Source organism: Acidimicrobiia bacterium, assembly GCA_040289475.1.
Lineage (GTDB): Bacteria > Actinomycetota > Acidimicrobiia > ATN3 > PSLF01 > PSLF01.
This window is the reverse complement of the sequence record PSLF01000005.1, coordinates 1-24473: the sequence shown is the minus strand read 5'-3', so window position 1 is coordinate 24473 and position 24473 is coordinate 1. Positions and strand designations below refer to the sequence as shown.

The 24473-nt window shown below is 54.1% G+C and carries 24 protein-coding genes; 4 read left to right on the top strand and 20 right to left on the bottom strand.

The window, feature by feature from the left end; translation table 11 throughout:
• Positions 1 to 108: 108 nt before the first annotated feature.
• The 3 genes from C4318_03890 to C4318_03880 all read left to right on the top strand — a co-directional run bounded on the left by C4318_03890 (position 109) and on the right by C4318_03880 (position 4114).
• The gene (locus C4318_03890) at positions 109 to 2136 is read left to right on the top strand and encodes an acetoacetate--CoA ligase (GenBank protein ID MER3454283.1); all 2028 of its coding nucleotides are present in this window, start codon (positions 109 to 111) and stop codon (positions 2134 to 2136) included.
• Positions 2133 to 3083 carry an oxidoreductase gene (locus C4318_03885; GenBank protein MER3454282.1) on the top strand — a complete coding sequence of 317 codons (951 nt, stop codon included), beginning with the start codon at positions 2133 to 2135 and terminating at the stop codon, positions 3081 to 3083. Before C4318_03890 ends, C4318_03885 begins: the two co-directional genes overlap by 4 nt.
• A gap of 146 nt (positions 3084 to 3229) precedes the next feature.
• A complete protein-coding gene (locus tag C4318_03880; protein ID MER3454281.1) occupies positions 3230 to 4114 on the top strand; it encodes a 3-oxoacyl-ACP reductase in 885 nt (294 codons plus the stop codon).
• A 29-nt stretch (positions 4115 to 4143) separates the two neighbouring features.
• On the opposite strand, the gene C4318_03875 is transcribed toward C4318_03880, so the two are convergent.
• From C4318_03875 to C4318_03825, 11 genes are all read right to left on the bottom strand, one after another.
• A complete protein-coding gene (locus C4318_03875) occupies positions 4144 to 5202 on the bottom strand; it encodes a hypothetical protein (protein ID MER3454280.1) in 1059 nt (352 codons plus the stop codon).
• Positions 5203 to 5292: 90 nt separating this feature from the next.
• Complete coding sequence (locus C4318_03870; protein ID MER3454279.1) at positions 5293 to 5769, bottom strand: hypothetical protein; 477 nt, start codon at positions 5767 to 5769, stop codon at positions 5293 to 5295.
• A 109-nt stretch (positions 5770 to 5878) separates the two neighbouring features.
• Positions 5879 to 6292: a hypothetical protein gene (locus C4318_03865; GenBank protein ID MER3454278.1), complete on the bottom strand. Its 414-nt coding sequence runs from the start codon at positions 6290 to 6292 to the stop codon at positions 5879 to 5881.
• Between the two features lie 193 nt (positions 6293 to 6485).
• Positions 6486 to 7331: a dethiobiotin synthase gene (bioD, locus tag C4318_03860; GenBank protein ID MER3454277.1), complete on the bottom strand. Its 846-nt coding sequence runs from the start codon at positions 7329 to 7331 to the stop codon at positions 6486 to 6488.
• Entirely contained in the window at positions 7292 to 8533 is a 1242-nt protein-coding gene (bioF, locus tag C4318_03855) for an 8-amino-7-oxononanoate synthase (GenBank protein ID MER3454276.1), read from the bottom strand. The genes bioD and bioF overlap by 40 nt, the downstream gene beginning before the upstream one ends.
• On the bottom strand, positions 8530 to 9894 hold the full coding sequence (bioA, locus tag C4318_03850) for an adenosylmethionine--8-amino-7-oxononanoate transaminase (GenBank protein ID MER3454275.1): 1365 nt from the start codon (positions 9892 to 9894) through the stop codon (positions 8530 to 8532). Before bioA ends, bioF begins: the two co-directional genes overlap by 4 nt.
• Before the next feature lie 13 nt (positions 9895 to 9907).
• Positions 9908 to 11077, bottom strand: coding sequence for a biotin synthase BioB (gene bioB, locus C4318_03845; protein ID MER3454274.1), 1170 nt, complete (start codon positions 11075 to 11077; stop codon positions 9908 to 9910).
• A gap of 141 nt (positions 11078 to 11218) precedes the next feature.
• The gene (gene crcB / locus C4318_03840; protein MER3454273.1) at positions 11219 to 11602 is read right to left on the bottom strand and encodes a fluoride efflux transporter CrcB; all 384 of its coding nucleotides are present in this window, start codon (positions 11600 to 11602) and stop codon (positions 11219 to 11221) included.
• Positions 11603 to 11712: 110 nt separating this feature from the next.
• The gene (locus tag C4318_03835; GenBank protein ID MER3454272.1) at positions 11713 to 12606 is read right to left on the bottom strand and encodes an enoyl-CoA hydratase; all 894 of its coding nucleotides are present in this window, start codon (positions 12604 to 12606) and stop codon (positions 11713 to 11715) included.
• Positions 12573 to 14249, bottom strand: a complete 1677-nt coding sequence (locus C4318_03830) for a methylmalonyl-CoA mutase (protein MER3454271.1) — start codon at positions 14247 to 14249, stop codon at positions 12573 to 12575. The genes C4318_03835 and C4318_03830 overlap by 34 nt, the downstream gene beginning before the upstream one ends.
• Before the next feature lie 173 nt (positions 14250 to 14422).
• Entirely contained in the window at positions 14423 to 15736 is a 1314-nt protein-coding gene (locus C4318_03825) for an MFS transporter (GenBank protein ID MER3454270.1), read from the bottom strand.
• Between the two features lie 51 nt (positions 15737 to 15787).
• On the opposite strand from C4318_03825, the gene C4318_03820 reads away from it, so the two are divergent.
• On the top strand, positions 15788 to 16282 hold the full coding sequence (locus C4318_03820; protein ID MER3454269.1) for a hypothetical protein: 495 nt from the start codon (positions 15788 to 15790) through the stop codon (positions 16280 to 16282).
• Between the two features lie 26 nt (positions 16283 to 16308).
• Here C4318_03820 and atpC read toward each other — a convergent pair whose 3' ends face one another.
• From atpC to C4318_03775, 9 genes are all read right to left on the bottom strand, one after another.
• A complete protein-coding gene (gene atpC, locus C4318_03815) occupies positions 16309 to 16713 on the bottom strand; it encodes an ATP synthase F1 subunit epsilon (GenBank protein ID MER3454268.1) in 405 nt (134 codons plus the stop codon).
• Positions 16714 to 16824: 111 nt separating this feature from the next.
• A complete protein-coding gene (atpD, locus tag C4318_03810) occupies positions 16825 to 18261 on the bottom strand; it encodes a F0F1 ATP synthase subunit beta (GenBank protein ID MER3454267.1) in 1437 nt (478 codons plus the stop codon).
• A 178-nt stretch (positions 18262 to 18439) separates the two neighbouring features.
• Positions 18440 to 19345: a F0F1 ATP synthase subunit gamma gene (locus tag C4318_03805; GenBank protein MER3454266.1), complete on the bottom strand. Its 906-nt coding sequence runs from the start codon at positions 19343 to 19345 to the stop codon at positions 18440 to 18442.
• Positions 19346 to 19417: 72 nt separating this feature from the next.
• Positions 19418 to 21019 (bottom strand): F0F1 ATP synthase subunit alpha, encoded by a 1602-nt coding sequence (locus C4318_03800; GenBank protein MER3454265.1) that lies wholly within the window; start codon positions 21017 to 21019, stop codon positions 19418 to 19420.
• Between the two features lie 2 nt (positions 21020 to 21021).
• Entirely contained in the window at positions 21022 to 21567 is a 546-nt protein-coding gene (atpH, locus tag C4318_03795; GenBank protein ID MER3454264.1) for an ATP synthase F1 subunit delta, read from the bottom strand.
• A 35-nt stretch (positions 21568 to 21602) separates the two neighbouring features.
• Positions 21603 to 22169 (bottom strand): ATP synthase F0 subunit B, encoded by a 567-nt coding sequence (atpF, locus tag C4318_03790; GenBank protein ID MER3454263.1) that lies wholly within the window; start codon positions 22167 to 22169, stop codon positions 21603 to 21605.
• 131 nt (positions 22170 to 22300) lie between these two features.
• Positions 22301 to 22531: an ATP synthase F0 subunit C gene (gene atpE, locus C4318_03785; protein MER3454262.1), complete on the bottom strand. Its 231-nt coding sequence runs from the start codon at positions 22529 to 22531 to the stop codon at positions 22301 to 22303.
• A gap of 137 nt (positions 22532 to 22668) precedes the next feature.
• Positions 22669 to 23433, bottom strand: a complete 765-nt coding sequence (gene atpB / locus C4318_03780) for an ATP synthase F0 subunit A (GenBank protein ID MER3454261.1) — start codon at positions 23431 to 23433, stop codon at positions 22669 to 22671.
• The gene (locus C4318_03775; protein ID MER3454260.1) at positions 23430 to 23879 is read right to left on the bottom strand and encodes a hypothetical protein; all 450 of its coding nucleotides are present in this window, start codon (positions 23877 to 23879) and stop codon (positions 23430 to 23432) included. The genes atpB and C4318_03775 overlap by 4 nt, the downstream gene beginning before the upstream one ends.
• Positions 23880 to 24473: the final 594 nt, after the last annotated feature.

Here is a 24473-nt window from a genome sequence, read left to right as displayed (position 1 = left end):
AGGAGGTGACGGAGTGTCCCTCCCAGCCGGCTTCTACCGCCGCACAGCATTGCGGTGCTTAGCACGTGCCACATAGAAAGCGGCATCGAGATGTTCTAGGACATGGCAATGAAAAGCATAAATGAAGGAGATCTCCTCTGGAATCCCTCCCCCGAGAGGGTATCCAACTCCAACATTTCCAAATTCCGCGATTGGCTGAGAGAGCGTCGGGGGCTCGATTTCGATAGTTATGCGAATATGTGGTCATGGAGTGTAAAGGAGCTCGAGGACTTTTGGCGTTGCATCGCCGATTATTTCGAAGTGTGGCCCGAACGCTTCGAGGGACAAGTTCTTGCCTCGAGAGAAATGCCAGGAACCCGCTGGTTCGAGGGAGCACGCCTCAACTATGCATCGTTCTTTGAAAAAGCTAGCGCTCCCAATCGCGTTGCTATCGTCGCTGCGAGAGAAGGCGAGCCGCTCCGCGAGATTACTTACACCGAAGTTTGCAGACAAGCAGCTCTGTTCCAGTTGCTCTTAGACGAGTTGAACGTAGGACTCGGTGACCGTGTCGCTGCGTACCTTCCGAACGTTCCAGAAACTGTTTACGCTTTCTTGGCAACAGCAGCAAAGGGATTGGTGTGGTCATCTTGTGCGCCAGAGTTCGGTACGAGAGCGGTTCTGGACAGGTTCGGGCAGATTGAGCCGGTCGTTCTCGTAGCATCGACACGATATCGGTATGGGGGAAAGATTCACGACCGCTGCGATGCGCTAGCCGAGATCGTAAAAGGCCTTCCAACGCTAAAAGCCGTGGTGTTGGCGGACGAAGAGGACGGGTCGATCTCCTCAGCGGCGAGCAGGTTGCAATCTGTACTCGACGAAAAACAGGTTCGCCTTGTCTCGTGGCAGCAGTACAGAGCCGAGAGCTCAAGAGAAGCTGCCACCCTCGAGGTGACTGAAGTACCGTTCGACCAACCTCTTTGGATCTTGTACTCGTCGGGCACTACCGGCCTGCCAAAGCCAATCGTGCACGGCCACGGGGGCATAGTGCTAGAACACCTAAAGGCCCTCTCTCTTCACATGGATCTCAAAGAGGGAAGTCGTTTCTTTTGGTACACGAGCACAGGCTGGATGATGTGGAACTTTTTAGTCTCGGCATTGCTTATCGGCGCTACCATCGTCACCTACGATGGCAGCCCTTTCTGGCCCGACGCAGGAGCATTATGGAAGCTAGCAGAGCTAGCAGAGATAGAGTGCTTCGGGGTTTCTGGCCCCTACATCCACGCGTGCATGAAAGACGGGTCGAGTCCTGCTTCACTATTCGATCTATCCAAGCTTCGCACCATAGGCTCGACCGGAGCCCCCCTCTCACCCGAGGGATTCGCCTGGCTGTATGAGAGCGTCGGTAGAGATCTTTTGGTGGCCTCTATTTCTGGTGGAACCGATGTCTGTACAGCCTTCGTGGGCTCGTGCCCAATCCTTCCGGTACACGCGGGAGAGATTCAGTGTCGGTTCTTGGGAGCTAAGGTCGAAGCTTACAGCGAGGACGGCAAGCCGCTAATCAGTGAGGTGGGGGAACTTGTCGTGACCGAGCCTATGCCCTCTATGCCTCTCTTCTTTTGGAACGACCCTGCTATGCAGCGATATCGAGAGGCGTACTTCTCGACATACCCTGGGGTTTGGCGCCACGGCGACTGGATAAAGATCACCCCCCGAGGGTCCTGTGTTATCTACGGCCGCTCTGACGCCACGCTCAACCGAGGGGGTGTCCGCATGGGTACAGCCGAGTTTTACAGGGTGGTAGAAGCACTCGAGGAAGTTGCAGACTCCCTCGTAATAGACGTAGGAAAGCCTGGGCGAGGTGGCTCATTGCTTTTGTTTGTAGTGTTGTCGGAAGGTGCGAAGCTGGATAATGCACTCCAGAAGAAAATCACGGGGGCCCTAAAGACCGAGTTATCCCCTCGGCACGTCCCCGACCGCATCTTTAGCGTCAGATCGGTTCCCAAGACGATCAACGGCAAGAAAATGGAAATTCCGGTCAAAAAGATATTCGCCGGCGTCGATCGAGACGAAGTTGCGAGCAGAGGCTCAATGGCCAATCCCGAAGCCTTGAATGAATACGTTGCCATCGCCAAACAGTACAACCAGGAGGCCTCATGAAGTACATAGAAGTAGATGGCGAGAAACTCTCAGTAATAGGACTAGGCACCTGGCAATTCGGCTCAGTGGAGTGGGGGTACGGCTCTCGGTACCTCAAAGAAGAGGCTCCAAAAATCGTAAAGGCCGCAGTAGACGCAGGTATAAATGTGATCGACACCGCGGAGATCTATGGCATGGGTCGTTCGGAGAGAGCAGTAGGGAGGGCTATCCAAGGAATAAGAGACAAAGTTTTCGTGGCCACCAAGCTCGCTCCTATAGCGCCGGTGCCCCCTATTGTCCAGTTCCGAGCAGGGCTCAGCGCCAGAAGGCTAGGTGTCGAAACAATAGACCTGTACCAGCTTCATTGGCCGAATTTGTTGGTACCGCTAGGACTCACAATGCAAGGAATGAGGAGCTTGCTAGGGTCGGGTAAGGTTCGGCACGCAGGCGTCTCTAACTATTCCCTATCCCGATGGAAGGAAGCCGATGCAGCCTTAGGGAGACCGGTTTTCTCGAATCAAGTCGAATTCAGCCTTGTCGCTAGAGATCCCCTACGGGAGCTCGTGCCTTTTGCAAAGGAAAACAACCGGGTGATTCTCGCCTACTCTCCGCTGGCAAAAGGATTTCTTTCAGCCAGGTACACCAAAGACAGTCTCCCCTCCAACGCAGTGAGGCGCACGAACTATCTGTTTCGCAGGGAAAACCTTGAAATGGCAGCTCCCTTTTTGGACCTTCTTCGAGAGGTCGCTAAAAAATACAACGCGGAGCCTTCTCAGATCGCTCTCGCATGGCTCGTAAGAAAACCCAACACAATTGCCATCCCGGGAGCATCTAGCGAGGCACAAGTGAAAAAAAACGCTGAGGCGGCGGACATCGACTTATCCGAAGAAGACGAGATCGCCCTGACCACAGCAGCGGAGGAATTCGAGCCGTTCAAACCACCTCCGCCTTTCTTCCTACGCAGGTGAGCGGCGACACCTTCAAAGTTTCTCTTGGCGTGCGTTTCTTCACCTACGTCTCGCATCCGCCTGCAAAGTACCTCTCCTATCTGACACATGTGGATGGGGAGCGACGCTTCGCTTATGTAGTGGAATAAGTTGAGGAGCATGCTCGAATGAAAGAATTCGCGGGAAAGACAGCCGTAATCACGGGCGCTGCCTCTGGAATCGGGCTCGCGCTGGCTAAGAGATTCAGCGAGGAAGGAATGCGCCTCGTGCTCGCCGACATAGAAGAACCAGCTCTTGAGAGAGCCCGAGCCGACTTGGAGAAAGCGGGAGCCGGCGTGGTCGCCAAAAAGACCGATGTCTCTCGATACGAAGATGTCGAAGCACTAGCAGAGTTGGCTTACGACCGATTTGGAGCGGTGAACTTGCTGTGCAACAACGCTGGGGTTGGTGCTGGGTGTGCCCTATGGTCATGCACTCTCGAAGACTGGAAATGGATATTGGGCGTGAACTTGTGGGGGGTGATACACGGAGTTAAAGCATTCGTCCCGCGAATGATCGAGCAAGGGGAACGAGGTCATGTCCTCAATACGGCTTCGGTGGCTGGTCTTGTCTCGGGGCCACAGCTGGGAATCTACTCGACTTCTAAGTTCGGAGTCGTGGCTCTTTCCGAAGCTCTTTTTTACGACCTCCGCATGGCCGGACATGACATAGGAGTCTCGGTCCTCTGCCCGGGCTTTGTGCGCACCCGCATCGCGGAATCGGAGCGGAACCGACCGCCGGAATTGTCCCACAGCGCGTCCCCAAAGTGGACCTCGTCGGACTCTGCCAGGCAGGTCATTGCAGCCGGAATGGACGCAAGCAAAGTGGCATCCATTGTTGTGGACGCCCTAAGAGAGGAGAAGTTTTACATCTTCACCCACCCCTGGACCCACTCATTGGTCAAGATGAGGTACGAATCGCTTCTGTCCGAGCGGCTAGACCAATTGATTATGGAAGCCATGACGCCCGACTCTCGTGCGACCCATGACGGACCTGGGGTGGTTCCTCTCTAAGCTCCGCCTGTCTAAATCGCCGCAGGCTATCAGGCTTGACCGACCTGAGCAGCTTTTCTGGGAGCGCCAGGTTCTCCAACCTGGAATACCCCGACCGCACCTTTGTCTACGTTAGAAAACTTGTGGGTCACGATCAGATACTGCCCGGGTTCATCAAAAGTAAACTCGACGAACCCTCCCTGGGAAGGCTGAAGATCGAGTGCCTGAGCCCCTCCTTTCGCTGGCCCCGGCTGAAGCAAATACGATCCCTCCTTGAATACAGTGTCAAAGATCGTCCCGACTATATGGAAAGAAGAGTTCTCGGAAGGTCCAGCGTTTTCTACCCAGACTCGTATCCGCTCCCCAGGCTCTACGCGAATTGGCGAGAAAAGATACTGCTTGTAGTAGCCGTTGAAAACCACTGTGTCGTAGTTGAAGTCACGCATCTTCGTGTAGCTTCCAGGCATTCCCGGAGGACCCAGATACAGTTCGGATTGAACTAGGACAAACTCTTTGTCCACCGGGGGCAAAGCAGGAGGATCAATGATTACCGCTCCGAGCATTCCATTCCCAATGTGGTGCAGAGCTGGGGGGGTGCCGCAGTGGTACATGAACACCCCAGCGTGCTTCGCCTCGAATTGGTACACAAGTTTCTCGCCCGGCTGAATTGTACGCATCTCGTCATCCCAAGCGACCTTGGAGGCGTGGAAATCGATTGAGTGGCCTAGCTTACCTTTGTTCACGAGCGTTATCGTAAAAACATCACCAACCTTCCCCCTAAGAACGGGTCCAGGATATGTGTGGTTGAACAGCCACATCTCTTGCTTGACCCCCGGGGCGACCTCAATTACGTCTTCGGATGCCTCTATCGTCAAAACATGTTCTTTACCGCCAGGAGAAGGCTGAAGCCTAGGGTCGAAAGGCTTCCATCCCTCAGGGGGTTTGGCGTTCGGGTCAATCGTAGCTGCAGGTGTGACATCCGGGATCGGAGTAGCAACCCGGTCCTTTTGCGCACAGGATGAGAGAAGAAGCGCTAGAAACAACACAAGGACGAGTACTCTCCAACGCTCCGCCCGAAGCGACCCTGCCGTGCGCACCTCCGGTTCCATAGCTGCCTCCTAATCCCCAGAACTCACAAACTGCCTGGCACTCTCTCCAAGTAAATTGGGGATCCTTACCTCAGCAGCGTGACCACTTCATTAGCTCACTGTGAGCGTTCCGATCATGCCAGCCTCTTTGTGCCCAGGGACACTGCAGTAGAACTCGTACTTGCCGGGCTTGAGATCGACGGTGGTCGTCTGGGTAGAGTTTGGGCTGGCGTGCGGTAGGTGTACGTTCAGTGAATCTATCGTGAGATCGTGCTCTATCGAACCTTTGTTGCTGAGAACGATCGTCTTCGTCCCGGCCGACGTGCTTATCTCTTTGGGCTTGAAAGCAAATTCCGTGGCCTCAACGGTAATGGATGACCCGCTTCCCCCTTGAGTCGTCCCTTGTGAAGCTTGCGGTTTTTGTCCGCCACAACCCACTAGTAGTAGTACTGCTATCAACAGTGATGCTGCTGAGAGTCTGCGCATGGGATCTCTTCCTTTCGATCGTGTGTGTGTGTTTGAGCTAGCGACACTCGTCAAGCCTGAGTGATTCACGGACACTCCAACTACAATAAAGTACGTTGACATTCTATAGAAATGACCCCCGCTTTCCAAAACCCGGAGATGAAAAAACAAGTCGATCCCTGAGATCTAAAACAGAGGTCGAAACAAACTTCGAGATCTTCAAACGCGTAGGCTATTCGCTCAGTGCCCTGGTGGCCCGCTCGTAATCTTCTGGCTTGACCCACAGAACCATGCCGTACCGGCCCGAGCCAGCCGCCACAGCAGCCACTGCCGTCACGTTTATTTCGTGCTCCGCTAGCTTACGCAAATGTTCCTCGGCTGCGCCGATTCTGTCGTCACCTTGGATGAGAATTGCCTTTTTTGGCGTGCTAAGACGCACTCCCGCTTGCTCAGCCACGGCGACTAGAGCTTCCGGGTCTTCCGGAACCAGATCAATCTGAGATCGACCATCCCCAAGAGGAAATCCGAGCACGGCCAAAAGGTTGACACCACCGTTTCTCAAAGCCTCCAACACTCGAAGTCCCTCTCCCGGCTCGTCCTGTACAACGGTGTATCGGTACTCGACGTCTTTAACCGAGTCGCTCATTGTAGTCTGCCTCCTCTCTAAGACTGATTGAGGACAGATCGAGTCTGCCGCAGCCGCAACCCTGTCAAGCCTCCCAAGACCCCGGGGGGGACACCGGAACTAATACTTTTGACTGATACGGGTATACTCTACCCCGCTTCTGTATCGACGTGTTCAGCGAGCGCTCGCATATGCACTAAGGCTTTTCAGTCTTTCAGGCATTTTTGGGAGAGCTGAATCCTTTGGGCATCTGGCGCGCTAGCTCTACAACAGAGCCCACACGCGGGGAATCCACATCCAGTCCTGGGTCCTCGGGAACAACAAGAAGGGTCTCCAACCCGGTTAGCTTTGGAACGAGCTCAAGGTTGGTTCGCTCCACTATATTTGGCTTAGAAGGTACCCGGGAAAACGCTATTCCTACTACCGATACTCCTCTTCTAAGTGCTGCTTCCACCGTCAATAGAGTGTGGTTCAGAGTACCGAGACCCGGCCTTGCAACTACTAGACACGCAAGACCTAGTTCACAGGCAAGATCCGCCATTGTAAAGCCGTCCGCTAGCGGTACCAACAGACCTCCTGCCCCCTCTACAACAACAAAGTCACAACGCTGCTGCAGCTCCTCGAAGTCTTTGAAAACCTCGCTCAGCTCCACGTTTTTACCAACCTGACGAGCGGCAACAGATGGTGCTGCTGGGAGAGGAAAGGAAAATGTCGTTCTAGTCTCCACATACACTCCCGCAGACTTAGCAGCAGCGGCTACGAAAGCAGCGTCCGAGCTTTGTGAATAAGAGCCCTCAAGGCCCTCAATTGGATGCCCGAAGCTACTATCGTCCGCGCGGTCTATCACTCCAGTCTGGATAGGTTTTAGATAACCGGCTTGGGCACCTCTCGCTGCAGCCGCGACCGCGAGCACTGCAGAGACCACTGTCTTGCCCACACCCGTGTCTGTTCCTGTAACGAACACCGCCGGTTCTGAGATCGCCTTCCCAGCGTTGAGCACCGGAGAAGCAGGCTTGTCGGTCAAGATGTATTGGTTCCTTTGAGCCCGGTAGCGCCACACACGGGAGCCGCTGGCTCGGTCATGTACCTTCGTGCGAGTTCTGTTACTGCCGTAACGAGCAGTTCCCTATGGGAGTTGTCAAATGTGGCCATAAGGCTAAGTCTTATGCGAGAGGTGCCTTCGGGAACTGAAGGAGGACGAATCGCAGGAGCGAACACTCCCAACTCCCGGAGGTAATCAGCCGCGCGTAGTGCACGTTCAGCATCGCCTATTACGAGAGGAACGATGGCAGCCGCCAAGGCTGGTAGCTCGATGCCCTCGGCGCTAAGAGAGCGTGTGATCTCATCTCTCATGCTGCGCAGCCGCTCGCGGCGCCACTCCTCTTCTTCTGCGATCCTAAGGGCGACGCGAGCCGCTCCCAGTGCTGCTGGGGCAGGAGCAGTATCGAAGATGAAAGAGCGAGCACGGTTTCTAATCCAAGACACGATATCGCTCGAGCCGCATACGAATCCGCCCGCGGACCCGAGCGCTTTTGACAACGTTCCCATGACTATGTCGATTTGGCCTTCGAGCCCCGTCGCCTCCGCGGTCCCTCTCCCCGTCGGACCCACCACACCCGTCCCATGGGCATCGTCCACCATTGTCATGAGGGAATAGCGCTCGGCGACCTCTGTGATAGCCGGCAGATCCGCCAAGTCGCCATCCATTGAAAAAACCCCGTCGGTCACGATCAGACCTCGACGATAGCCGCCCTTTTTCGCAAGAGTGTCAAGGTTCTCTGGGTCAGAGTGGCGGAAAATCCGGATCTCCGCCCCGGACAACCGGCAGCCGTCGATGATGGAGGCATGGTTTAGTTCATCCGAAAAGACGACGTCTCCTTTGCCCACGAGCGCTGTAATGGTACCGATGTTAGCCAGATATCCGGAGGAAAAGACCACACAGTCATCGCATCCCTTGAAGGATGCAATTTCACTTTCTAACTGGCTCTGCAGCTCGCTATACCCAGAGACCAGCGGGGATGCCGACGAGCCACCGCCCCACCGCCTTGCTGCATCGGCTGCGGCCTCCCGCACACGTGGATCGGTTGACAGCCCTAGGTAGTCATTGGAAGCGGCGAGCAACAGCTTTCTTCCGCCCAAGGAGATCTCGCATCCAAAGCGGTGCTCGATCTCGTACGATACGCGAAGCAATGATTGTTCCTTGAGCGAAGCTAGTTCAGCGCCTATCCACGCCGTGGGGCTAGTGCGCTCGAGAGAAGTCATACAGGGAGCACCTCTTCGAGCGAATCATACACAGCTTCGACAAGCTCGGAGATTTCTGGCTCTGAGATGCAGAGCGGCGGCATGAAAACGAGTACGTCTCCCAAGGGCCTTACTACGACCCCGCGCTTTCTCGCCGCCATAGAGATCCGCCACGCTACCCGCTGCGAGATGTCGAAGCGGTCTTTGGTGAGCTTATCTCTGACCAGTTCCACACCTGCCATGAGCCCTTTCTGCCGGACGTCTCCCACATTGGGATGGCTATCGAACCTGGCTAGCTTGTCTGCGAGAGCTGTCACCTTTGCCGGTAAGGACTGCAAGACTCGTTCTTCTACGAACACGTCCAAACTGGCAATAGCCACCGCACATGCCAACGGATTTCCAGAGTAGGTGTGCCCATGGAAGAAAGTCTTCATCTCCTCGTAGGGACCGAGGAACGCTTCGAATATCGCCTCGGTACACATGGTTGCCGACAGTGGAAGATATCCTCCAGTTATCCCTTTGCCGAGAACCATCAGGTCAGGAGAGACCGACTCGTGCTCGCAAGCGAACATGCGAGCGGTCTTTCCAAAGCCTGTAGCGACCTCGTCGCAGATCAGTAAGGTTCCATACCTGTCACACAGGTCCCTGACGCCTGCAAGAAATCCATCGGGGTGGACGACTATTCCTGCTGCCCCCTGTACCAAAGGCTCGACTATGACAGCGGCAACTTCTTCTTGGTGGGCCTCTAGAGTCGCTTCCAGTCTCGAAAGGCACGCGTCCCGGCAGCTTTCCGGATCGCCGGAGCCGAGGGTCGAACGGTAAACATAGGGCGTCGGAGCTCTCAGCACCTCGAAAAGCATAGGCTTGTATATAGCGTGAAACTCCTCTATACCCCCCACACTCACAGCTCCGAGAGTGTCTCCGTGGTAGGCGAGTTCCAGTGCCACGAAGCGGGATCGTCGTTTCTCGCCGAGATTGCGCCAGTACTGGAAAGCCATCTTCAGAGCTACTTCAACCGCAGACGCACCGTTCTCCGAGTAAAAAACCCGAGTCAACCCCTCGGGGGCCAATTCAACGAGCCTCTCCGCAAGCTCGATGGCCGGGGGGTTGGTAAGTCCCAGGAGTGTGGAGTGAGCAACTTTGTTAGCCTGCCCCAGTAGTGCTGCGTCGAGCCGAGGATGTCGGTGTCCATGGACATTGCACCAAAGCGACGAGACGCCGTCGAGATATGAATTACCCTCAGAATCTAGGAGACGACATCCTTCGGCGGACTCGATGACCAAAGGCTCGCTCTCGAGCCACTCCTTCATCTGGGTGAAGGGGTGCCACAAGTAACGCTTGTCGCTATGCTGGAGCCGCTGAGTGCGGCTGTTAGGTTTCATCACAGATCGTGTGCTACCTCTCCGTTTGGCTGGTCGAAGCAGGGATCCCCGGCGGAATGTAGCGCACCGGCCTTCCCGGCTCGACAAGAACTACGCCTTCGGACGTCACGAGATCCTCCTTTCGAGGTTCCACCCTCAAATGACGCATCCTACGGTTCTTCTCCGACTTGATGCGCGAGGACATCGAATCCTGGCTAATTGCTGGCCTCCCCAAATCCTCGAGAAGCTGAAGGTCTTCGTTTGCAGGACGCCCCAGTGTGGTCAGATAGTTTCCTACGATAAGTCCATTGACTCCGGCTACTAGCCCATACGCTTGCAGCTCACGCAAAACGACCTCCCTACCGCCTGCATACCTAAGTAGAACCTCTGGCATGACAAGTCTGAAGAGGGCAATGGCTCGCACGGCGTCCGTAGGACGCACAAGCGGCATTCCAGCTAAGGGCGTCCCCGGTCTGGGATCCAAAAAATTGATAGGGACTTCTACTGGATCAAGGTTCCGCAGTTCGAATGCGAACTCCACTCGTTGACGAAGACTTTCCCCCATGCCCAGAATCCCGCCTGAACACAAGTCCATCCCCGCCTCTTTTGCATATAGACATGTCATAACTCTCTCTTCGTACGTGTGCGTCGTGCAGATATTGGGAAAGAACGAGCGAGCAGTCTCCAGATTGTGGTTGTACGTCGCAACCCCCGCCTCGGCTAAAGAGACGGCTTGATCGCGTGTGAGAATCCCTAACGAACAGGCCAACTCAATCGAAGTCTCGGACCTTATCTTAGCTACAGCCTCGAGAACTTTGTCGAACAGTCTCCTGTCGGGGCCGCGCACCGCAACTACAATGCAGAAGTGAGTCGCTCCCAACCGTTGAGAGTCCAGAGCAGCAGCCAGCAGTGTGTCAGCATCGAGCATCGGATGAACCTTGATCGGAGTACTGTAGTGAGCGCTCTGCGAACAAAAAGTGCAGTCTTCTGGGCATGCGCCTGTCTTCGCCGAGATAATGGACTCGAGCGCAACGCCCGGTCCACACGAATCCATGAGAACCGCGTGAGCGAGGGCAACTATGGACGGAAGCGCTTCGTCGGGCAGCTCAGCTACGGCCATCGCCTCGTCGAAACTTAGGTCCCTTTTCTCCTCCAACAAAGCAGCGGCAGCGACTTCTAGAGGCTCGTAGATTACTGGCGTCATATCACCTCCCAAAGGGTTGGGCCAGCAAGAAAAAGCAGCTCCGGTCGGCTTGCATGACGGCCCAGAACCACCAGCGAGCCAACCTGGGCACAACACTGCCTCCCGACACTACAACGATTCGAACAAGACTAAGAAATGGTCTCATTCAAAAAAAATCGAAGCTAAAGCTCTTCCAATCCACACGGCACTCAGCCCACCTCCAACGTTTACCAAAATGTTCAACAGCCCGAGAGAGGGAGCTGAATCGCTAAAAAGGATTCCTGTCTCGTTAGCGAATGCCGAGAAAGTTGTGAAACCACCTAAAAGGCCCGCGAATATGAAGGTTCTCGCTGCCGGAGAGGGGATCCCCCCATTTGCAGCGAGGTGAGAGGCCACCCCGATCGCCATGCAGCCCAAGATGTTGACACATGCGGTCGCCACAGGAAATCCGCCAAGGGCTCCAACCCGCATCACCGCTAGGTTGACGAGATACCTCAAAACAGAGCCGACTAGACCCCCGACGGCGACGTATAAGAGATAGCCCATGCTGACACCTCCTAAAACGCTTCGATCTGCTAGGAGTCATCAGCACAGGGCAGTTGGGGGCGGACTCCATCGCCGCAAAAATTTTACCAACCTCGGGAGCTAGCTCCTATTCAGCGTTCTGCTGGCTCTGAAGAAAAGGTCGCCCGTTGTTTCTGCAAGAATGCCGAGACAGCCTTTGCAAAGTCCGGGGATCGTAAGCACAACTTTTGAGCAGCCGCCTCCGATTTCAAAGCTTGGTGCAGAGACTGCAAGAATGCTTCTTCTACGAGGCGCTTGGCTTCTCTGAGCGCTGTGGGGGATCTTTCGCAGAAGTCTTGAGCGATCTCTCCGACCCGCTTCATAAGAACGTCTTCGTTTACAATCTCGGCAACCAGCCCCAGGCACAACAGATCTTCGGCTCTTACCTTTTTTCCTGTAAAAATCAAGTATTTCGCTGCAGCGATTCCCGCGTTTCGGACGAGCCTAGCGGTTCCTCCCATATCGGGAACTAGCCCGAGGCGCGTCTCCAACATCCCGAATTGGCTGCCCCGTGCCGCAACGATGAAGTCACAAGCCAACGCCAACTGCCATCCCGCTCCTAGAGCATGGCCATGCACCGCGGCAATGGTTGGAAAGGGAGCTGTGGAAAGCCAGGTTATCGAATTTTGAAGGCTCTGGATAGACCTCTCGATCGAATCCCCTGTCTCTTCTGGACTCGGAGCCTCAACAGAGGACTCCCGAAAGACACCAGAAAGTAGCATTGAGCTTGGAGACCCAAAAACCGAAAGATCCAGGCCGGCGCAGAAACTTTTTCCTTTTCCGTAGACGACTGCTACGCGAACCGAAGAATCTTGACAGAGCTCTTGTCCTATCTCTCCCAGTGCAGTCCAGACACTGCCATCGAGAGCGTTTCGCTTGTCGGGGCGGTCTAGGGCAACCCAGGCAACGCCATCTTTTGTTTCTGCAATCGCCGCTCCGGGCTTTCCTACGATCACAATACAGGATCCTCCACGTAGCGCCCGAATACCTTGGCGAGTGTTTCCATGATCTCTCCAATGGTTGCCTGCGCCCTCACCGCCTCGATGATCGGTGGCATGAGGTTACTCCCCTGCCTAGCGGACTCTTCAACCTTCTTCAGAGAAACTTCTAGTGTCTTCGGATCTCTCGATGCCTTCACCTCCGCTAGCCGCTTCTGCTGCTTTATCTCGGCGTCATCGTCTATCCTGAGGATCTCTATCGGGGGCCTGGCAGATTCAGTGAAAGCGTTAACTCCAACCACAACCCGCCTACCCGACACAACCTGTCTCTCGTACTCGTAAGCAGCATCGGCAATTTCTTTTTGGAAGTAGTTGTTTTCTATGCCCCTCACTACCCCCTCTAGCATCGACCCAGAACCCATCTCATCGATCTTTTTCAGATAATCTTCGGCAAGCCTCTCTACTTCGTCAGTCAGGGACTCAATGAAGTAAGAGCCGCCGAGCGGGTCTATAACAGAGGCAACGCCCGTTTCGTAAGCCAGAATCTGCTGGGTCCGTAGTGCAATTTCTGCAGCACTCTCGGTAGGAAGAGCGTACACCTCATCCATCGAGTTAGTATGCAGACTCTGGGTACCGCCCAGCACTCCCGCCAACGCCTCGACAGTCGTTCGCACAATGTTGTTTTCAGGTTGGGACATCGTAAGAGAGCACCCCGCAGTTTGGGTGTGAAACCGCAGCATCTGCGATCGGGGGTCTTGTGCGCCGTAGCGATCCCGCATCCATCTCGCCCATAGCCGCCGCGCAGCCCTAAATTTGCAAATCTCCTCGAAGAAGTCGATGTGGGAGTTGAAGAAAAACGAAAGTCGCGGAGCAAAGTCGTCGACTTTCATACCGCGCGCAAGGGCTGCCTCTACATACGCGAAGCCATCGGCCAAAGTAAAGGCTAGCTCTTGTGGTGCAGTAGATCCTGCCTCCCGGATGTGGTAGCCGGATATCGAAACGGGATGCCACTTGGGCATTTCCTGGTAACACCACTCGATCATGTCCGCCACAATCCGCAGTGATGGTCTTGGCGGAAAGTAGTACTCCTTTTGCGCGATGTACTCTTTTAGAATGTCGTTTTGAATAGTCCCACCCAGCTCAGAGGCGCCGAATCCCTGATCGTTAGCCACGACGACGTACATAGCCAACAAGATCGCCGCCGGCGAATTGATGGTCATCGAAGTAGTTATCTTGCCGAGAGGGATCCCGTCGAAGAGGACCCTCATGTCTTCTACGGTGTCCACCGCCACGCCGCAGCGCCCCACTTCACCCAGAGAATGGGGATCGTCCGAGTCCCTCCCCATCAACGTAGGGAGATCAAATGCGACCGACAGACCGCTTCCCCCATGTGCCAGCAAAAACTTGTACCGCTCGTTAGTATCCTCGGCTGTACCGAAACCAGAAAACAGCCGCATCGTCCACAGTTTGGTCCGGTAACCGGATGCATACACCCCCCTCGTGTACGGAAACTCTCCTGGAAATCCGAGTCGAGCGACTAGGTCTTCGCCAAGGTGAGCCACCGTGTAGAGAGGTTCGAGAGAAATACCCGACAGCGTCGAGAACTCAACGTCGTCCCGCTTTGGGGAGCTGTCGTAGCGCTCTTTCCATCTCGCATATGCCTGATCTTCTGAGTATTTCTCTACGCTCATCGCCGATCATCCCCTGACATCCAGCAGCTCGCCGGAAGCGCTAAGCCTGTTTCGATGCTATCAGCCATTTCCGTATGCAACACCAGCTAGACTGCTCGGGAAGTCTTATTCAATATGTCCACGATTCACCTTGGAGGTCTAGGTGAATAGTGGGTCACGACACTGAGGCTAGCCTACTCTAGACGAGCCAAAAGTTGTTCTCTTACCGCCTGTCTATCTTTCGCAAGCGTAAAGAATGCCAGTCCGAACAGAAGGCCACACACCAGCCAAGCGACAATTGAAACCACGCCGATGGCTGTCTCAAGGGAGCTGCGCACGGCTACGACACCTGCAACGAGTGGAGCAAAGGATGCGCCACTCCCTTCCATGAAGCTCTGCACCGCAGAGGCTGTACTTCGTATCTCGGGTGGACAGATTTCCATCAGAGTCGCTAGAACATTTGGCCCGGCAATTGGGATTACAAAGGCAGTAAGTGCTGTCATCCACACGAATAAAACGAGTTTTTCATGTGGCACAGACAGCGTGGCCCACAGCAGCGCCGAACCCGACAACACTGCAGTCATCGACACCGCTATCCTGCCGGCTGGAACTCGCGAGTCTGCGGCATCTCCAATCCATCCCCCGATGAGATTTCCCGCCGACATAGCCAAAATGGCGGTTGTCATCACCGTCAATATCGCTAATTCAGAAAGTCTTCGCTCTACCTCCAAATACCTAAAGAACCAAAAAGCAATGACGTTCCAAGGAAAGACTCCGAAAAATCCCTGGGCCACCAGGATCAAAAACGTCGGTCTCCTAACGAGTTTGCCAACTTCCGCCCAGGAAAACTGGTTCACAGGATCAGGATCGGTCGGAAGTTCCCGAGCTACTTGTCCCTTTTGTTGGTGGACTCCTAAAGCCAAGGCATCTGCAGCCCCACGCCGTATTTCGCGCAGACGAACGGCTATCACGATGGCGACGAGTATCCCGGCAGCCCCCGTGAGAAGATACAAGCCCCTCCAGCCCAACTGCTTCCGCAACGCCAAAGCCAGTACTACGGCAAGGAGGTACCCGAGCGGAGCAGTCGCTGACAAGACTCCATAAGCTAGAGCCCTCTTCCCGGGCGAAACATAATCAGCCACCAAGCTGCGTACAGCGGGATAGGCACCATCATCAATTCCAGTGGAAGCCCTGGCAACCAAAAAATATCTATATGAAGGCGCCATTGCGCTCGCCGCAGTCGTTACTCCCCAAATCGATGAAGCAGCAGCGATTACATAAGGTCTCGACAACCTGTCACCGAAGTATCCCCAAAGGGGAAGCAAAGCTATGCTGACTGCTATTGCGGCAGTCGCCGTCAACCCCATGAGATCTTCCCCGATACCGAAAGTCTCCATGATCGGAGTAGTCAGTGGTGCCACTAGAAAACGATCTGCCTGATGAAGGAGCATGAACGCGGTGAGTATCCCGATGGCCCCCGTTGCCCTGGGCTTTTGCTGTGAGATCATGGCTCTCGAAAGGATTCTCGAACTGGCGTCAAGACCCTGGCTTCAAAAAACATGCGTACAGTGAAGCTTACTACCAAAGACACCGACATCGAACGACTGCCAACACCATCGACTCCTATGAAGCTACGAATAGCGTTGGCTGCATCTCTCGTGGTTGTAGGGGCAACAACAGGCTCGTGCTTGCTTCTTCTTACCCACCGGCTGCCGCCAGAAAAGGCGACAACCGAAGGGGCTCAAGATGTGGTCGAACAGTTCATCGATGCTGCTTCCCGAAAAGACACTGTATCGATGGCGGGGCTACTCACCGGAGAGGCAAAGGGAACAATGGACGACAAAGTTCTCTCGGCCATAGCAGAGTACGTGCAAACCAAGGTGGGTACGCCTGCCGGATTTCACCGTACGGACCAGCAGGTCCTACGAACCGGCCCCCGTCAAAAGCTTTTTTTGTCAGTGACGGTGGGAGGATTCACAGGCAAGGCACAAATCCGTTCAACTCTTGCCTACGAAGGAAGCTCATGGAAGATAGAGACCATAGAGATCCGCTGAAAAGCAGTGGCTGTTCGGTCCGGGCCTCACTTGCCTCTGGCCCGAGCTTCCTCGGCTAATGCAACTCTCGCTTCTGCCATTTTTAGCTTTCGCCGATTTATGTCGGATTCCTCGCTTGCCAACAGGGATAAAAGGCGATCTCGCTCTTTTTTCGCCAGCTCGACGTCTATCTCGGATTCGTGTTCGGTCACATCCGCTAAGACAATGACTTTATTAGGAGAAACCTCCATGAATCCCCCATCAACTAGGAATCTCTCTACCGATCCGTTTTGGCGGTGAACCTCGAGCTTACCGGTCCCCAATCCTACGAGCATTGGGGCGTGTCCCTCCAAGATACCGACATCTCCGGCAAGACCCCGAGCTAACACGAAGACGGCCTCATCGGAGAGGACCGTGGACTCGGGAGTCACTACCTCAGCTCTAAAGCTCATCTATCCAGCTCTCGCTCTCTTGTGCGTTCAAGCGATCGTCCAAGGCCGGAAAGGACATGATCGAAGGAGGCTGCGGAACAACTAGTCTCGGGCAAAAGAGTCAGGTCTATATCAAGCCGCCTCCGCCTCGATCTGCTTGGCTTTCTCAATGGCCTCTTCGATTGGTCCTACCATATAAAAAGCCTGCTCCGGCAAGTCGTCGAGCTTACCATCGCAAATCATCTCGAATCCTTCGATCGTCTCGTCAACAGACGTGAACTTACCTGGAATCCCGGTGAACTGCTCCGCGACGAACATAGGCTGGGAAAGGAAGCGCTGAATCTTTCTTGCACGCTGGACCGTTAACTTGTCTTCCTCTGAGAGTTCGTCCATTCCGAGGATCGCTATTATGTCCTGGAGATCCTTGTATCGCTGGAGAATCTGCTTGACCCGGTTTGCCACTCCATAGTGACGCTCTCCGACGTATCGCGGGTCTAATATCCGGCTCGTCGAGGCGAGCGGGTCCACCGCCGGATATATTCCCAACTGAAAGATCTGTCGAGAAAGTTCAGTAGTTGCGTCGAGATGAGCGAAAGTCGTAGAAGGTGCTGGGTCGGTGATGTCGTCTGCCGGCACGTATATCGCCTGCATAGACGTTATCGAGTGACCTCTAGTAGACGTGATCCGCTCCTGTAGCTCACCCATTTCCTCAGAGAGCGTCGGCTGGTAGCCTACTGCCGACGGCATTCGCCCCAACAGCGTCGAAACTTCCGCGCCTGCCTGCGTGAAACGGAAGATATTGTCAATAAACAAGAGAACGTCTTGTCCTTCCACATCCCTGAAGTACTCCGCCATCGTAAGAGCGGACAACGCTACCCTAAGGCGTACTCCGGGTGGCTCGTCCATCTGGCCAAAAACCAGTACGCTTTTGTCTAGAACTCCAGATTCCTTCATTTCGAGCCACAGATCGTTACCCTCTCTCGTGCGCTCCCCGACGCCGGCGAAGACCGAAACACCTTGATGGTGAGTGGCTACTCGGTAAATCATCTCCATGATCAAAACGGTCTTGCCAACTCCAGCACCTCCAAATAGGCCGATCTTGCCTCCCTTCACATATGGTTCGAGGAGGTCTATCACCTTTATGCCGGTCTCGAACATCTCGGTCTTGGCCTCGATATCCTCGAATCGGGGCGGCTCACGATGAATTGGCCAGCGTTCTTTGACCTCGATGGCCGTCTTGTCGATGGTCTCGCCAATGACATTGAAGACGTGGCCTAAGACCTCCGGACCCACAGGTACCGTGATTGGATGCCCGGTGTTGATTACCCTCGCCCCTCTCACGAGGCCATCGGTCGGCCTGAGCGCGATCGCCCGAACACGGTTCTCACCGATATGCTGCGCGACTTCGCACACAATTTTTTCTCGCTCCCCCTCTAACTCGCGATACACCTCTAGCGCTGTGTTGATCTCTGGAAGATGTCCCGGAGGGAACTCCACGTCTATCACTGGACCCGTAATGGAAATTACGCGTCCGTCCGGAAGATCGTTGTTTTTTGTTTCCTCTTTCATCGACTCACTCTCTCTTGCATGGTCATAGCTAACGGCTAGGACAATCTTTTCGATCACCGTCACGCCTGTAGCTCACTAGCGCGCACGGAGTAAGCCAGCGGAGCGTCTCCGCCGTTGCACCCCGGACTTCACCCATATCATTTACACTTGCCCAGAATGCTCCACCGTCTCCAGCTAGTCATCTTCGCCCAGCTGCCTCAAGCTGCTTCTCTTTCAGTGCCTCAGCTCCGCTCACTACTTCCACTATCTCGGTCGTGATCTCGGCCTGACGCTCACGAGCATGAATCCTCCCCAAGACTCGAAGAAGCTCGTCTGCGTTGTCCGTTGCTGCTTTCATAGCCTTCCGCCTAGAAGCATGCTCGGATGCCGAGGCCTCGAGAAAAGCAGCAAAGAGGCGGCTCTCGACATAGCGTGGGAGCAAGGCACTGAGTATCTCTTGGGGGGATGGCTCGAATAGGAACTCTCCTTTGAAACCCTCTCCTCCAGCGAGCTCCGACTTGGGAATGGGGAGAAGCTGGAACTCCTCGGCACGTTGAACAACCAAATTGTAAAACTCCGTATACACTACGGTTACTCTAGAGAGCTTTCCAGACAAGTACGCCGATTCGAGAACCTCCGCCAGTGACTTAGCTTGCTGGTAGGAAGGCTTGTCAGTAACTCCAACCATCTCGTACGCGACCGGGTACCCTCGATACTTCGTATACATGAGGCCCTTTCGACCTACACCATATATCGACACGTTCTCTATGCCACCGAGTCGCTCAATGGCCCCCTCTAATAGGCGCATAACGTTGGCGTTGTATGCCCCGCAAAGGCCCCTGTCAGAAGTCACGACAACCAGCCCGTGAACTCCCGATGAATCCTCACGCTCGCTCAAGAGCGGGTGCTGGGCCACACCGCTCTGAGCGGCGAGATCGCGCACAACCTCTACCAGTCTTTGTACGTAAGGACGGGCTGCCTCGACACGTGCCTGAGCCTTCCTAATTCGGCTCGCTGCAATTAGCTCCATGGCACGAGTAATTTTCCTGGTCGACTGGACCGACCGGATGCGCCTGCGAATCTGCCTTAGCTTCGCCGTCGCCATTTTATCTACAGGGTTACCAATCTACTGAGTTATCTAGCAAAGGTTGCTACCAACCGAGGTGGCTCGTTCGGGTCAGATTTGCCCAAGCCTCGGGCCAGGATCCAGTTCTTCCCTTACTTCGGGCTCTTCCTGAGATGGGGTCATAGGAACCGTCTGGTCATATGTGAACGACCCTAGAAACTGCTCAATGGCTTTGTTAAGCGTTGCACAGACATCATCTGGTAGCGTCCCCTCGGTAGCGATGTGACTCGGGATCTCGGGATAGTTACGGTGTACGAACTCCAACAGCTCTGCCTCAGCCCTGCGACACTCTTCGACCGGTAAGCTGTCAAAGTGTCCGTTTGTAACCGCATAAAGAGATATAACTTGGTCCTCAACAGCCATAGGCTGAAACTGGGGCTGCTTCAACACTTCGACTACCCGTTTGCCTCTCTCTAACTGCATTTGACTAGCTCTATCGAGCTCGGATCCGAACTCGGCAAACGCCTCGAGCTCGCGGTATTGAGCAAGGTCGAGACGGAGTCTTCCAGCGACCTGCTTCATCGCCTTGATCTGCGCGTTGCCTCCAACTCTGGAAACAGAAATTCCTACGTTGATTGCAGGACGCACGCCGGCGTAAAAAAGGTCTGGTTCCAGATAAATTTGGCCATCAGTAATAGAGATCACGTTAGTCGGAATGTAAGCCGACACGTCCCCGGCTTTGGTTTCGATGATTGGTAAAGCTGTCAGCGACCCCCCGCCCATCTCATCAGAGAGCTTGGCCGCCCGCTCTAAAAGCCGGGAGTGGAGGTAGAACACATCGCCAGGGTAGGCCTCCCTTCCTGGGGGACGGCGCAGCAACAGCGAAAGTTGTCTATATGCAACGGCTTGCTTGGACAAGTCGTCGTAGACCACTAATGCATGTTCGCCGTTGTACATCCAATGGTTCCCAATGGCACACCCAGCATACGGTGCCAGATACTGAAAGGCGGCCGGGTCCGATGCAGGCGAGTTAATTACTACCGTGTAATCTATGGCACCGTTCTCGACCAGAGCATCTACTATGCCGGCCACCGTAGATGCCTTCTGCCCAATAGCCACGTAGATGCACTTTACGTTCTTGTCCCTCTGATTGATGATCGTATCGATCGCTATAGCCGTCTTACCTGTCTGGCGGTCTCCGATAATGAGCTCTCGCTGCCCCTTACCAATAGGAGTCATGGAGTCGATGGCCTTTATTCCAGTTTGAAGGGGTTCTTTTACCGGCTGACGATCGGTTACGCCAGGAGCTTGAATTTCGAGCCGCCTGTACTCGGATGCCTCAATAGGCCCTTTGCCATCGAGAGGCTCTCCTAGAGGGTTGATCACCCGTCCCAATAAACCATCCCCAACCGGCACCGATAAAATGCGCCCGGTCGAGCGGACGACGTCTCCCTCTTCGATTCCGGAGTCATCCCCGAGGATGACTGCCCCGACAGAGTCCTCCTCTAGATTGAGGGCCAATCCCATTACCCCGTTCGAGAACTCCAGAAGCTCGGAGGCCATCACGTTAGGAAGTCCAGTGATGCGGGCGATGCCGTCACCGGCCTCTCTTACGAATCCGACCTGTTCGGCCTCGACACCACGCTTATAGTCCTCCACATATCGTCTAAGTGCTTTCCCGATTTCGTCAGGTTTGAGCGTTAGTTCAGCCATCTCTACTCCATTCGGACCGATGCCATCGCCAGCTTGGCCCGTTCCAAACGGCCTCTCACAGATCCGTCAAAGATCTCATCTCCCACACGAGCTTTTACGCCGCCCAAAATCGAAGGATCTACCGACACGTGGGGAGTGAGTTTTTTGCCCAACACTTTCGAAAGTGCGCGAACCAACCGATCAAGCTCATCGTCAGAGATGGGTGTTGCAACTACAATTTCAACAGGAACACAATCAATCTCGTCGGCGACAAGTTGCACTAGGGCTTCCACTATCTCATCTAGCTTTTTTATCTGATTGGATCCTAGAAGAAGGCTCAAAGCCGCCATTGATGACTTGCTAACCTTACCCTCCAACAGCTGCGAGAGGAGGTTTTGACGATCTGCCACAGGTCTAGTTGAATCAGTAAGCGCCATGCGCAACTCTCCCTGCTGCTGCAGGATTCGGGCAAACCTGAACAGTTCATCTTGAACTTGACTCACCTCGCCCTCGGCTTTTGCGATAGCCAGTATTGCTGATGCGTAAGCCTTGCTTGACGTATCCATCATTAATCTGTGCTTGATCCCTTATTCACTCTGTCTATTCACTCTGTCGACGATGCTAATGCCTCAACGTCTCTGATGTACTGCTCTACTAGCCGGCGTTGGAGGTCTGAATCTATCACTTCTCCTACTATCTTTTCAGCCAGCTCAACGGCAACTTTTCCTGCCTCCCGATACACGTCGGCCATAGCTTGTCGACGCTCATTCTCAGCTTCGACCCTTGCTCGCTGGACAATTTCGTTGGCCTGAGCCTCTGCCTTAGCGAGGATCTCTTTGCGCAACCCCTCAGCAGTCTTTCGGGCCTCTTCCAGAATTGTGTTTGCCTCCTCGCGCGCTTTAGCTATTCGCGACCTATACTCATCAAGCAAGCTGTCAGCTGCCTGGCGCGCCTCTTCGGCTTTTTCGAGGTCGGTACGGATTTTATCCTCACGTTGTTGGAGTGCTTTTTTTGCCGCTGGAAAAGCTATTTTGAGCAAGACACCTAAGAGAACTAAAAAAGAAATAGTTCCCCAGATAAGCTCTTCGGTATGGGGCAGCAGTAAATCGGCTCCTCCGCCTCCTGCACTTCCTTCCGCAGCAGCCGCTAATACTACTAAAGCAGATCGCATAGAATTGCTCCTGTATAAGCTATGATCTCACATATCTGTGCATATCAAAACGCGTTTGAAAGTTTGTTTCCAAAAGCTGCACACTGCGCTACCCAACGTTGTTCCTCTAGCTGGAACAATCTGGCACAAACTCAGCTCGCACCTTGAATAATGAACGAGAGCAATAGACCAAATAAAGCAAGCGCCTCAGTGAACGCTATCCCCAAAAACATAGTGGTACGGACATTACCGGCAGCCTCCGGCTGACGGGCCATGGCATTGATCGCTGAGCTCACCACTATCCCGATGCCGATTCCTGGTCCGAGGGCACTGAGTCCATATACGAGCCCCGCTCCTATCAGCGCTGCGGCCGCTTTGTCCATGTTCGCCGTTCCTCCTTTTTCTAGTTTCTAGCTCTCCGCCACATAAGTCTCGAGTCAATGGGTCGGTCTACAAAAAGTTCCTTCGCTGTATACCCGATTCCATGTCCCTCACCATTGACACCACAATCCTGCTGCGATCAGTGGGCCGGATGCATTGCGTCAGCAATATAGAGGCCTGACAAAATTGTAAATACATACGCCTGAAGGGCGGAAACAAACAGCTCAAAGCCTACAAGGACTATCGAGAATGCTAAGGGCAGTGGTGTGAATAGAGAAGTGATTTTTATCGGCCAGAAAGTGGCCGCCGTAGTAGCAAAAAATATTGCAAGAATAATATGACCAGCCACCATATTGGCAAACAGTCGAACCGCAAGGCTAACTGGTCGCATAACAAAAACAGATATTGCTTCAATAGGGGTTACAAGCAGATAGAGAGGAAGGGGCACTTCCGGAGGAAAGAGAACGCCTTTGAGGTAGGAGATTGGCCCCCTGGAGAATCCAACGAAATTGAAAACTACATAAACAACGAGAGTTAGGAGCATGGGGATAGCCATGCGACTCGAAACTGGCATATTGATAAGAGGTGTGATCTCAAAAACGTTGAGAGTAAATATGAAACTGAACAGTGTCGTCAGGAAAGGTACGAACCGCTCTCCCTCTGGTCCCATTACTTGAAACACGATACCCTGGCGAACGAAGTCAACGACTGCCTCAGCCAGATTCTGTAACCCAGTTGGCACAATCTTCGGCCTTCGAAAAGCAATCAGATAAAAGGCAGCAGTAAAACACGTTGCCAGCCAAATTAATACGACGATTCTATTGATAGAAAAATCCAATGGCCCTATGTGGACCTCAACCAGCGGTGGGAAATTGAAGAGCTCTTGTATTGAAGGAATCTTCATGTTCTTTCGACCTCTGGTTCACCTGATACGGATGACTCCGTTTTTTCAACTCGGTGTCCATACCCGATGGCTCCTACCCCCAGTAATGCTAAGTAAGAAACACCCATCGACACTGCCAAAATATGAATTGAAACATACTCAAGTTTTTTTATGAAAACCAACAAGGCGGTCAAAATAGCGAGCTTCACAAAGAAGCCCAGTGTATAGGATGCAGCAATAGCTCTGTCATCTATCCCACTAAAAATGGCCGCGCTATATGCAGTGACTGCTAGGACAAGGAAGGCTACAAGGCCCCCGATTGCAACCGAAACTACTGTTCGCCGCCCTCCTAGCACAACCGAGACCAAAATTGCGCTAGGCAGCATAATCGCCGCGGCAATGCTTATCTTTTTAAGTATTCGAATCTCTGGGGAACTCATCACGCCTGTTTCCCGGTACTGACGCATCTCGCCCTTCCCCCTCGTGCTTCAACCGCGCAAGGGGTGACTCGTAGAACCCCGCTCTGTAGTACAAGCGTACGAAGGACGCGACAGCCCCCAACACCAGCCCTACGCCGCCACCAAACGCTCCCCACACCCGCTGCCCAATAACGTATCCGACAATTGTGACTACGACAATCTCCACGGCAGTGGTAAGAGCATTACCAAAGCCCTCGATTGGCCGGCGCGAGGGCGGTGCGAACCTCGGCCTACCAGACCTCGCTTGTTCGTCTTTGGCCGTCAATGGTCCCGGGGCCCCAACTCTTGACAGGTGGTTCATGACACCGAAACACCTAAACGCGCTTATGAAGCAATGCACAATAATAAGTCGCTCTACCTAGCGTCAAATTAACGACTCAATTACGTGGCTCTTGACCGTGAGCCCCGTACTCTAGCTTCATCGCCTAAGCCTCCCTACAAACAGCTGCGATAGAACGATCGCTCTTCTAAAACGTTTGGTACCGAAAAGCCGCCCGCCAAGCGCAGACTTCCTCTCGGAAGAGAACACCTCCTCTCCCTAGCCCCTCGTTGCGTCTTGGACATGCCCTCCAGCTACAGGAC

Excerpts from the sequence above, each read along its gene's own strand:
- C4318_03825 (MER3454270.1), bottom strand. The coding sequence starts at position 15,736 with ATGATCTCACAGCAAAAGCCCAGGGCAACGGGGGCCATCGGGATACTC.
- C4318_03890 (MER3454283.1), top strand. The coding sequence starts at position 109 with ATGAAAAGCATAAATGAAGGAGATCTCCTCTGGAATCCCTCCCCCGAG.
- bioF (MER3454276.1), bottom strand. The coding sequence starts at position 8,533 with ATGACTTCTCTCGAGCGCACTAGCCCCACGGCGTGGATAGGCGCTGAA.
- bioA (MER3454275.1), bottom strand. The coding sequence starts at position 9,894 with ATGAAACCTAACAGCCGCACTCAGCGGCTCCAGCATAGCGACAAGCGT.
- atpD (MER3454267.1), bottom strand. The coding sequence starts at position 18,261 with ATGAAAGAGGAAACAAAAAACAACGATCTTCCGGACGGACGCGTAATT.
- C4318_03865 (MER3454278.1), bottom strand. The coding sequence starts at position 6,292 with ATGAGCGACTCGGTTAAAGACGTCGAGTACCGATACACCGTTGTACAG.
- atpH (MER3454264.1), bottom strand. The coding sequence starts at position 21,567 with ATGATGGATACGTCAAGCAAGGCTTACGCATCAGCAATACTGGCTATC.
- C4318_03875 (MER3454280.1), bottom strand. The coding sequence starts at position 5,202 with ATGGAACCGGAGGTGCGCACGGCAGGGTCGCTTCGGGCGGAGCGTTGG.
- C4318_03820 (MER3454269.1), top strand. The coding sequence starts at position 15,788 with ATGCGTACAGTGAAGCTTACTACCAAAGACACCGACATCGAACGACTG.
- C4318_03880 (MER3454281.1), top strand. The coding sequence starts at position 3,230 with ATGAAAGAATTCGCGGGAAAGACAGCCGTAATCACGGGCGCTGCCTCT.
- crcB (MER3454273.1), bottom strand. The coding sequence starts at position 11,602 with ATGGGCTATCTCTTATACGTCGCCGTCGGGGGTCTAGTCGGCTCTGTT.
- atpE (MER3454262.1), bottom strand. The coding sequence starts at position 22,531 with ATGGACAAAGCGGCCGCAGCGCTGATAGGAGCGGGGCTCGTATATGGA.
- C4318_03805 (MER3454266.1), bottom strand. The coding sequence starts at position 19,345 with ATGGCGACGGCGAAGCTAAGGCAGATTCGCAGGCGCATCCGGTCGGTC.
- C4318_03885 (MER3454282.1), top strand. The coding sequence starts at position 2,133 with ATGAAGTACATAGAAGTAGATGGCGAGAAACTCTCAGTAATAGGACTA.
- atpF (MER3454263.1), bottom strand. The coding sequence starts at position 22,169 with ATGCGATCTGCTTTAGTAGTATTAGCGGCTGCTGCGGAAGGAAGTGCA.
- C4318_03775 (MER3454260.1), bottom strand. The coding sequence starts at position 23,879 with ATGCGTCAGTACCGGGAAACAGGCGTGATGAGTTCCCCAGAGATTCGA.
- C4318_03830 (MER3454271.1), bottom strand. The coding sequence starts at position 14,249 with ATGAGCGTAGAGAAATACTCAGAAGATCAGGCATATGCGAGATGGAAA.
- atpC (MER3454268.1), bottom strand. The coding sequence starts at position 16,713 with ATGAGCTTTAGAGCTGAGGTAGTGACTCCCGAGTCCACGGTCCTCTCC.
- C4318_03870 (MER3454279.1), bottom strand. The coding sequence starts at position 5,769 with ATGTCAACGTACTTTATTGTAGTTGGAGTGTCCGTGAATCACTCAGGC.
- C4318_03800 (MER3454265.1), bottom strand. The coding sequence starts at position 21,019 with ATGGCTGAACTAACGCTCAAACCTGACGAAATCGGGAAAGCACTTAGA.
- bioB (MER3454274.1), bottom strand. The coding sequence starts at position 11,077 with ATGACGCCAGTAATCTACGAGCCTCTAGAAGTCGCTGCCGCTGCTTTG.
- atpB (MER3454261.1), bottom strand. The coding sequence starts at position 23,433 with ATGAAGATTCCTTCAATACAAGAGCTCTTCAATTTCCCACCGCTGGTT.